A 9,017-nucleotide genomic window follows, 5' to 3' on the forward strand; every position below is an offset into this window, starting at 1 on the left:
GGCCGGACCTTTCTTGTGTGTTGGGTGTGAAACTGGTTGGTCAGGAAGACAATTGGCGTTCGAGCGTGGCGATGACCTCGTCACACCACGCGACGAACGCCTCTTCGGAGAGGATGCCGCCGCGTAACACCAGGTACTGGTAGAGCTTTCGGCCATGCAGCGTGTCCGGGTCGGGATAGAATTCCTTCTCGAACCCGGTGAACACCGCGAGTTGCGCGACGTGTTCGTCGCGGTGTGCCTTGAGCTCGCCGAGAATGGTGGCGAGATCACCGAACTCGGCGGCGCGCAGCTTCACTCCGATGTCGCTACGCAGCGGCTGATATGGCGTGGGGCTCATGGCCCACTCCGACAACACCTTTCGGCCCTCGTCGGAGATCGTGTACACCTTTTTGTCCGGACGGCCGTCCTGCGCAATGGATTCGAACGTGACGAGTCCGTCGGTGTGCAACTTCTTGAGCGTGCGATAGATCTGCTGGTGTGTCGCCGACCAGTAGTAGCCGATGGATCGGTCGAACTGCTGACCGATCTCGTACCCGGTTCCGGGACGTTCCGCCAGCGAGACGAGAATCGCGTGCTCGAGTGCCATGCGAGAAGAGTAGCAGTGCAACTACGCACTATGCAACTATGTGCATATCGGCCGCTGGGTGTCGATCTGCGCGCGCGGGCCGGCCCGTACTCGTTGTGCCGGGACTCTCAGGAGGTGACGAGCTCCTCGCGGCGGCTGAGCAGCACACCGTCGCGGAGTTCGTACACCTCGTCGGCGATCTCGATCGCGCGCGCGTCATGCGTGATGAGCAGCGTGCAGCGGTCGGCGCCGATGGTGCGTAGCGGGTGGAGGATGCGGCGTGCGGTGATGTCGTCGAGTCCGGTGGTCGGCTCGTCGAGAATCAGCACCGGGGTGTCGCGCAACAGCGCGCGTGCCATGGCGATGCGTTGGCGCTGACCACCGGACAAGGTGAGGCCGTCCTCGTTGAGCATCGAGTCGTACCCGTCGGGCAGTGCGCTGATGAACGAGTCGGCGTCGGCGGCGATCGCGGCGCCGATGATCTCGGCGCGGCTCGCACCGGGTCGGCCGTAGCCGATGTTGTCGGCGATGGTCGCGGACTTGATGACCGGTTGTTGTGGCAGCAAGGTGATGGCGTCGCGGATCGAGTGGCCGGTCAGATCTCGCATATCGGTGCCGCCGAGCGTGATTCGCCCGGCGTCCGGTTCCTCGAACCGGCACAACAGCGAGGCGAGGGTGGATTTGCCCGAACCGCTGGCGCCGACGAGCGCGACGATACGGCCCGCGGGCAGGTCGAGTGACACGTCGTCGAGCACCGTCGCGTCGCCGCGGCGCAGCGTCACGTTGTGCACGGCGATGTCGTGATCGGGCCCGTCGTGGGCGACGGCATGGACGCGGTCACGGTCGGTGGGGGTGAGGTCGAGCAGTTCGGCGAGCCGGTCGGCGCTGACGACCGCGGTCGCGAGCGACAACCGCACCTCGGCGAGTTCCTGCATCTTCGGGTACAGCATGCCGAGGTAGCCGGTGAGCGCGAGCAATTGGCCGACGCTCAGCGCCCCTTGCCGGACCTGCCACACGCCGGCGACCGCGATCACCAGGGTGACGATGACCTGGCCGAATCCCATGACGGCACCGAAGCCGGCCTCGATCCGGGTCTGCGACATCCGGGCGCCGAGCCAGGTGACCCCGTGCCGGTGCAGTTGCGTCTGTTCGCGCCCCTGCTGGTTGTAGGCGACCGCCGTCTCGTGCCCGGCGAGCGCGGTCTGGACGGCGCCGACGATGTCGGCGTTGGCGGCCCGCTCGCTGCGGGTGACGACGCTCTGGCGGCGGCTGAAGAAGGTCGAGATGGCCCACAGGAAGGGGACCGCGGCGAGCGCCACCAACGCCACCTGCCAGCTCATGATGAAGGCGGCGACGACCAGGCCGAGGGTGTTGGCCGCCGCGATGATGAATTGCATGACGCCGGAGCCGACGAGGTACTCGACCGCTTCGAGGTCGCTGGAATGGCGGGTGACGAGGTCGCCGAGGCCGAACCTGCGGTGGATGACGGGGTTGAGACGCTGGACGTGGGCGAAGAGTCTGTCGCGCAGGCGCAGAACCACACGTTCGGAGATGCCGATGGAGGTGATCTGGCCGTAGTAGTCGGCGGCGGTGGAAACCAGCGTGATGAGCAGCCAGAGCACCGCGAGCCGGGCGAAGGCGACAACGCTGTCGGCGTTCAGTGCGCCGTCGATGACGTCGGAGAGCACGAAGATCGCGACGATCTCGCAGACCGCCGCGAGGAGCAGCAGGCCGGCCGCCAGGGCGAAGCGCCTGCCCTCACCTGCGAGGGCGGGAAGGAAACGGCGAAAAGCGGCACGCGCGGTCATGCTCATCCGATCGGTGATATGCGACGTTCCGGGACCGCGCGAGATCGCAGTCCCGGAACGTGCGGGGAGGTGGTCAGAAACCGGGTTGGATCAGAACCAGACCCAGTCCCAACGATGCAGACGACGGTTCCAGACGCGACGCCGGCGCCGACGCCGCGGCGGAGCCGGGTGCTGCGGCTGGGGCTTCGGGGCCGGCGCGGGGCCGTTGTGTCCGGGCTGAGGCATTGTTGTCTCCCTTGGTCGTGGTCGGCACCGTCGCCGACGAGATTCAACCTAGGAGCGCATCCTGCGGGCGAGCTTGAACGAAGCTTGGAGGTCGCTGTCAGCGACTCGACGTGTCAGCCACCTGCCAGAAGTGTGATGCCCAGCACAACAAGAGAAATCGCCTTGACCACCTCCAGCAAGACGTAGAAATAGTGCACTCGGCTGCGCGGACCTTCGTGCCCGGCGAGGACGGCATCCGATCGGCGCGTCAGTGCCGGGCGGATGGCGACGAGTTGGAGGACCAGCGCACCGACGGCGACCGCGGTGGCCACCGGGACGGCCGCGCCGTCCCCGGAGCGGGCCACGACGGCCACCACGATGATTGCCGCCCAGACGGTTTCGGTCGCATTCAGCGCCCGGAACACCAGCCGCCCGATGCCCAGACCGATCGGTACCGTGACCCCCGGTGCCCGGAACTTCAACGGGGCCTCCAGAAACGAGATCGCGAGCACCATGCCGAGCCAGACGAAGGTGATCGCGACCGCCACCGCCGATGCCGTGGTCATCACGCGCCGGTGCGCAGCAGCTCGGGTCCGAATGTCTCGTAGTGGATACGGTTCTCGTCGATCTCGCGATCCAGCAGGGCTCCGCGCATCGCCGACAGGAAACCTCCCGGGCCGCAGAGCAATACGTGAGCGTTGTCGTCAATCTCGATGTCGGACAACGCCATGTGTCCCTCTCGCACCCGGTCGGACAGGATGTGCGGTGACGCGTCCTCGTACCACTGAATGAGTTGGCCGTTGGGCAGCGACTCGACGAGCGCGGCGAGTTGCCCGCGATGGGGCTGCCGCCGGCGTGAGCGGTCGGCGTGCAGCACGGTGACGGGCCGCTCGTCGCGCTCCTGGGTCATGGCGGTCAGCAGGCCGATGACCGGGGTGCAGCCGATACCGGCCGACGCGAGCACGATCGGAGATTCGTCGTCGGGGAGCGTGAGGTCGCCGAACGGCGTGCTCACGTGCAACAGGTCGCCCTCGAACACGTGCTCGTGGAGATGTGCCGATACCTCGCCGGCGTAGGTGACGCTGAACCGCCACGTCGCCTCGGAGGGCGCCCCGATCAGGCTGTACTGGCGGATCTGGTGGGCGCCGTCGGCCAACTCGACCTGCACCGAGATGTATTGTCCGGGAACGAATGCCGGAAGACGGCCGTCCTTCTCGGAGGCGGCCAGGGTGAATGAGATGGTGTCGGGCGAGGCCTGTACCCGCTCGACGACCCGTACGTCGCGCCACACGTCGCCGGGTGTAACTCCGGCACGGTCGTACAGGTCTGCCTCCGACTCGATCAGCAGATCGGCCATGTCCCAGTACAACTGGTCCCACGCATCGGCGACGTCGGGCGTGACGGCATCGCCGAGCACATCCACGATGGACGCGAACAGGTGCTCGTGCACGATCGAGTACTGGTCGCTGGTGACGCCGAGCGAGGCGTGCTTGTGTGCGATGCGGTCGAGGATGAACTTCTGCCGACGCGCATCGGGTTCGAGTTGCAGTGCAGCGAATGCGGCGATCGACCCGGCGAGAGCCTGCGGCTGCTCCCCGGACTTCTGATGCGTCCGGTTGAACAGATCGTCGAGGAGTTCCGGTCGCGCGGCGAACATCCGGCGGTAGAAGCCGGTGGTGATGTCGGCCAGCGCGTTCTGGACGGCGGGGAGGGTGGCGGCCAGGGTGGCACGGTGTGCAGCGGACAGCACGGTGTCTCCGATCTTCGAGGGTTGTTGAACTACCTTGATTCCGAACGTGGTTCGGCGTCTTTTCGGGAATCCACCCGTGGTCCGGGCGGAGCTAGGGTGAGCAGCACGCCCGCAGTGGGTTGGGCGACGAGGTCGGCGACCGTGTGATCGTCGAGGCTGGTGAAGAAGGCGGCGCGTGCAGTCGCGAGCGCGCCACGCAACCGGCACGCGCCCCGCAGCGGGCACGGCTGGGGGCCGTCGCAGTCGACGACCTCGCCGTCGCCCTCGAGGGTGCCGGCCAGCCAGCCGACGCGCGCCCCACGCCCGAGGTCGGTGATCGCGAGCCCGCCCGAACGTCCGCGTCGCGCGTGCACGACACCCATCTCGGAGAGGCGACCGACGACCTTGGCGACGTGGGTGTAGGGCACCGCCAGCTCCTCGGCGAGCTGCCGCGTGGTCAAAGGCTTTGTCATCGAACCGGTTTCACCCGCGACGGCCAGACGCATGACGACCCGGAGGCCGATGTCGGTGAAGCGGGTCAACTGCATGTAACGAGTGAACCATAATTGGCATCTGAGATGAATATTTATGAGTAGTGGGGCGCATCACGTTCTGATGTCGCAGACTGATCCCATGACGGCACCGGAAACAAAAACGGGCGGGTTCTTTTCCTGGAGTCGGGTCGACGGGGGAGTGGTGATCGCCCCCGGCGAGCGACTGAGCTGGCCACGCACCGTCGGCATCGGTCTGCAGCACGTCGTGGCGATGTTCGGTGCGACCTTCCTCGTGCCGGTGCTGACCGGCTTCCCGCCGTCGACCACGTTGTTGTTCTCCGGCATCGGGACGCTGCTGTTCCTGGTGATCACCCGTAACCGACTGCCCAGCTACCTCGGATCGAGCTTCGCCATCATCGCGCCGGTGACGGCGGCGACCGCCTCGCACGGCCAGTCGTCGGCGTTGGGCGGGATCGTCGTCGTCGGTGCGCTGCTCATCGTGATCGGTGCGATCGTTCAGTTCGCCGGCATCGGCTGGATCGATGTCCTGCTGCCCCCGGTGGTGACCGGGACGATCGTTGCGCTGATCGGTCTGAACCTGGCGCCGACGGCGAAGACCAACTTCGAGAAGGACCCGGTGATCGCCACGATTGTCCTGGTGTTGCTCGTGGCGTCGGTGGTTCTGTTCCGCGGTTTGCTGGGCCGGCTGGCGATCTTCCTGAGTGTGATCATCGGCTACCTGATCTCCCTGGCCTTCGACAAGGTCGACACCAGCGGCATCGGCGACGCGGCGTGGATCGGGTTCCCCGAGTTCCGGGCACCGAGCTTTCACATGTCGGTCATCCCGATGTTCCTGCCGGTCGTGCTGGTGCTGTTGGTGGAGAACATCGGGCACGTGAAGTCGGTGGCCACGATGACCGGGACGAACTACGACCGCCGGATCGGACGGGCCCTGTTGGCCGACGGCCTGGCGACCGTGATGGCCGGCAGCGGCGGTGGCTCGGCGACGACAACCTATGCCGAGAACATCGGCGTGATGGCGGCGACGAAGGTGTACTCGACCGCGGCGTATTGGATCGCGGGCGGGGTGGCGATCGTGCTCGGGCTCTCGCCCAAGATCGGTGCGGTGATCGCGGCGGTGCCGGATGGGGTGCTCGGTGGCGTCACGACGGCGCTCTACGGGCTCGTCGGCATCCTCGGTGTCCACATCTGGGTGTCCAATCGCGTCGACTTCGGCCGGGCCATCAACCAGTTCACCGCCGCCATCCCGTTGGTGATCGGGATCGCCGACTTCACCTGGGTCGTGGGTGATCTCAACTTCGGTGGCATCGCGTTGGGCGCGGCTGCCGCTCTGGTCATCTTTCACTCGATGCGGATCATCGGTGGGCGGCGGGGGACGGGTGGGGTCGAGGTTCCGGTCGACTGACCGTCGTGATGCTGTGGGCCCCTTGACCTATTGGGCTCTTGGCCCTTTAGCCCTTGACCGTGGGAATCGTTAGCGGTAACTTTCGTTAGTGGGTACTAACGCTTCAGAGATCCTGGACGCGCTGTCCGAACCGACCCGACGGGTGATCGTCGAAAGACTCGTCGATCACCCGTCGTCGGTCACGGATCTGGCTCGCGACATGCCGATCAGCCGATCGGCCGTGTCGCAACATCTGCAAGTTCTGAAATCCGTTGGCCTGGTTAAGGACCGGGCTTCGGGAACACGGCGGATCTATCACGTCGATCCGGACATGCTCGCCCTGCTGCGCTCATACTTCGATTCCTTCTGGCAGCGGTCACTGGCCTCGTTCGAGCAGATGGCCGAACAAGAGAAAGGCTCCTCATGACAGTCATCGACGACACCACGATCCGGGTGTCCACGGAGGTCGGTATCCCCATCGAGCGGGCGTTCGGCGTCTTCACCGCCGACATCGGCACATGGTGGGATCCCGATCATCACATCCTCTCCGCGCCACTGGACCGGATGGTCTTCGAACCGTTCGTCGGCGGGAACATCATCGATGTCGGGGTCGACGGCAGTGAGTGCCGGTGGTCGCGGGTGCTGATTTATGAACCCCCGCAACGGGTGTGCTTCAGCTGGGATATCAACACTCAATGGCAGTTGGAGACCGACCCCGAGAAGACGAGCGAGATTGAGGTCTGCTTCCGCGCACTCTCCTCGGATCGGACCGAAGTTGTTCTGACACATCGCAATCTGGACCGCCATGGTGAGGGTTGGGAGAGTATGCGTGACGCAGTGGGTCGCGGCTGGGATCTCGGCCGTTACGCCGATCGGGCCGCGGTGGCGCGCGCCTGAGAGTCCGTGGTGTAAGAGCGGTCGTCGCGAAGGGGCCCCGCAGGTCAGGAACTTTGATGCTCCTATAGGTTGTCAAGCCGCGAGTAGTTCTCGATAGGCGTTGATCAAGGACACATTGTCACGGCGTTTGCCGCGTTCGATTTCGGAGATGCGGGCGGGCCAGACGCCGAAGTGGTCGGCGACGTGTTGAAGCGACCAGCCGCGGGATTTTCGGGCGGGTCGAAGGTCGTCGATGGTGGGCACGGCCGGTGGATTGGTGAGTAGGCCGAAGACCTCTCGGGCGATGGCGCGTTTGAGGCATCGCATGGCCTCGAGGGTGGACTTGCCCTCAGTGGTCTTCTTGGCGATGTAGGCCTGGGTGCGATCGTCGCAGCCCATCCGAACCAGCGCGATCTGGTGGATCGCGCAGTTGGCAGCGCGGTCGCCGCCGCGGTTGAGTCGGTGGCGGTTGGTCTTGCCCGATGATGCCGGGATCGGACTGACGCCGCACAGTGCGGCGAAGGCGGCTTCGGTGCGTAGACGCTCGGGATTGTCACCGGCGGTGACGAGCAGTTGCGCGGCGGTGATGGCGCCGATCCCGAGGGCGTGAACCATCGCCGGCGCCTGTTGCTCGGTCAAGGATTCGAGTTCTGTTGTGGTGGTATTGATTTCGTCGGTGAGGTGGTGGTAGCGGTTGGCCAGGCTGCGTAGCGCACGTGTCGTGGCGGTGGTGACCTGACACGATGAGGTATCGGTCTGTGTCGGTGTACGCAGCACGGTGAACAGTTGACCGTCGGTGAGCCCGGCGAGTTGTTCGCGCAGTTGCGCGGGTGCGGTGACGAGGATCGACTTGATCTGCTGGATCGTTGCCGTGCGCGCTTTGATCGCCGATTTGCGCACGATGCTCAGTACCCGGATGACCTCGATCGCCCCGTCTCCCACTTTCGGTTCAGGTAAATCGTTGTGTGCCAGAGCATTTCTCGCAGCGGCGATCGCGTCGAGGGGATCGGATTTGCCGCGGCGGCGTTGTTCACGCTTCGGGCGGATCACCTCACGGACGGTGATGCCTACCGCGCGCAGATGTCGGGTCAGACCAGCGCCATAGCTGTTGGTGCCTTCCACGCCCACCCGCACGACCTGGCCGTGAGCGGCGAGGAACTCGCCGAGTTGGCGGTAGCCCGCGGTTGTGGCCGGGAACTGGGCATCAGCCAGGTAGACGCCCGTGACGGCATCGATCACAGCCGCGTGGTGGGTGGCCGAGTGGGTGTCGACTCCGCCGATGACAGCGCGGCGATCTTCGGTCATGATGAACGTGCCTCCTCTTTCAGATGGGCGGCACATGTTCGGTCGGTCGGGCGGACAGGACGTTTACGGGGCCTCTAGGCCAGGCTCCTATAAGGTCTCGCCCGCCGGCCGAACTAGGCCTGGGATGACGTTCATCGAGGATGGGCGGATCAAGTCAAGGACATCCCGCACGGGAGTCAGTCGTACCCAGGGCCACATCCCCGACGAACACTTACAACCCTAAACGTCGGACCCCTGTTGTAGGTTGTTGTCATCGCAGGAAAGAGTTGATGAGGGGCCGCGCCACCCGGGAGTCGGGAGGCGCACAGAGATGAATGTGGTTGTCCTGCAGTCATGTCCGCATCTCTGGAAGGCCGTTCGTGTCCCCGACAACCGGTTCTGCAGCTGCGCCGTTGTGGCGTGGGTTGCCGGCCGGGTTTGTCGGTGGTGTCGACCTCGAGGAGATCGACGAGACACCGACCAACGATCTGCTGGCGGGTATGGGTGACCTCGACCGGGGACACGCCTACCTCGCCTACCGTGACTACCGCTCGGCCGCGGTGCTCTATGACCGGTTCGTCGCCGCCCGCGAGGACACCGACGGGTTCGTCGTCGACGGCTTCGCCGACGCCGCCACCCGGATATCGCAGTC

At 65.5% G+C, this 9,017-nt stretch carries 9 protein-coding genes and 1 pseudogene; 4 read left to right on the forward strand and 6 right to left on the reverse strand.

Going from position 1 to position 9,017, the window contains the following annotated elements; genetic code table 11:
* Window positions 1–40: 40 nt before the first annotated feature.
* From ACWDTI_RS25780 to ACWDTI_RS25800, 5 genes are all read right to left on the reverse strand, one after another.
* Window positions 41–586, reverse strand: coding sequence for a PadR family transcriptional regulator (locus tag ACWDTI_RS25780; RefSeq protein ID WP_449740981.1), 546 nt, complete (start codon window positions 584–586; stop codon window positions 41–43).
* A gap of 107 nt (window positions 587–693) precedes the next feature.
* Window positions 694–2,373, reverse strand: coding sequence for an ABC transporter ATP-binding protein (locus ACWDTI_RS25785; protein ID WP_449740991.1), 1,680 nt, complete (start codon window positions 2,371–2,373; stop codon window positions 694–696).
* 338 nt (window positions 2,374–2,711) lie between these two features.
* A complete protein-coding gene (locus tag ACWDTI_RS25790) occupies window positions 2,712–3,143 on the reverse strand; it encodes a hypothetical protein (RefSeq protein ID WP_449740982.1) in 432 nt (143 codons plus the stop codon).
* Window positions 3,143–4,327, reverse strand: coding sequence for a globin domain-containing protein (locus ACWDTI_RS25795; protein ID WP_449740983.1), 1,185 nt, complete (start codon window positions 4,325–4,327; stop codon window positions 3,143–3,145). The genes ACWDTI_RS25790 and ACWDTI_RS25795 overlap by 1 nt, the downstream gene beginning before the upstream one ends.
* 29 nt (window positions 4,328–4,356) lie before the next feature.
* Window positions 4,357–4,854, reverse strand: coding sequence for an RrF2 family transcriptional regulator (locus tag ACWDTI_RS25800; protein WP_449740984.1), 498 nt, complete (start codon window positions 4,852–4,854; stop codon window positions 4,357–4,359).
* Window positions 4,855–4,939: 85 nt separating this feature from the next.
* Here ACWDTI_RS25800 and ACWDTI_RS25805 point away from each other — a divergent pair, with 85 nt between their 5' ends.
* From ACWDTI_RS25805 to ACWDTI_RS25815, 3 genes are all read left to right on the forward strand, one after another.
* Window positions 4,940–6,226 (forward strand): uracil-xanthine permease family protein, encoded by a 1,287-nt coding sequence (locus ACWDTI_RS25805; RefSeq protein ID WP_449740985.1) that lies wholly within the window; start codon window positions 4,940–4,942, stop codon window positions 6,224–6,226.
* A gap of 88 nt (window positions 6,227–6,314) precedes the next feature.
* Complete coding sequence (locus ACWDTI_RS25810) at window positions 6,315–6,632, forward strand: ArsR/SmtB family transcription factor (protein WP_449740986.1); 318 nt, start codon at window positions 6,315–6,317, stop codon at window positions 6,630–6,632.
* A complete protein-coding gene (locus ACWDTI_RS25815) occupies window positions 6,629–7,102 on the forward strand; it encodes an SRPBCC family protein (RefSeq protein WP_449740987.1) in 474 nt (157 codons plus the stop codon). The genes ACWDTI_RS25810 and ACWDTI_RS25815 overlap by 4 nt, the downstream gene beginning before the upstream one ends.
* A gap of 72 nt (window positions 7,103–7,174) precedes the next feature.
* On the opposite strand, the gene ACWDTI_RS25820 is transcribed toward ACWDTI_RS25815, so the two are convergent.
* Window positions 7,175–8,386 carry an IS110 family transposase gene (locus ACWDTI_RS25820; protein ID WP_449740988.1) on the reverse strand — a complete coding sequence of 404 codons (1,212 nt, stop codon included), beginning with the start codon at window positions 8,384–8,386 and terminating at the stop codon, window positions 7,175–7,177.
* Window positions 8,387–8,745: 359 nt separating this feature from the next.
* On the opposite strand from ACWDTI_RS25820, the pseudogene ACWDTI_RS25825 reads away from it, so the two are divergent.
* Window positions 8,746–9,017: pseudogene (locus ACWDTI_RS25825) on the forward strand (HNH endonuclease); the annotation flags it as partial.

The sequence above is a fragment of the Gordonia sp. NPDC003424 genome, assembly GCF_053588655.1.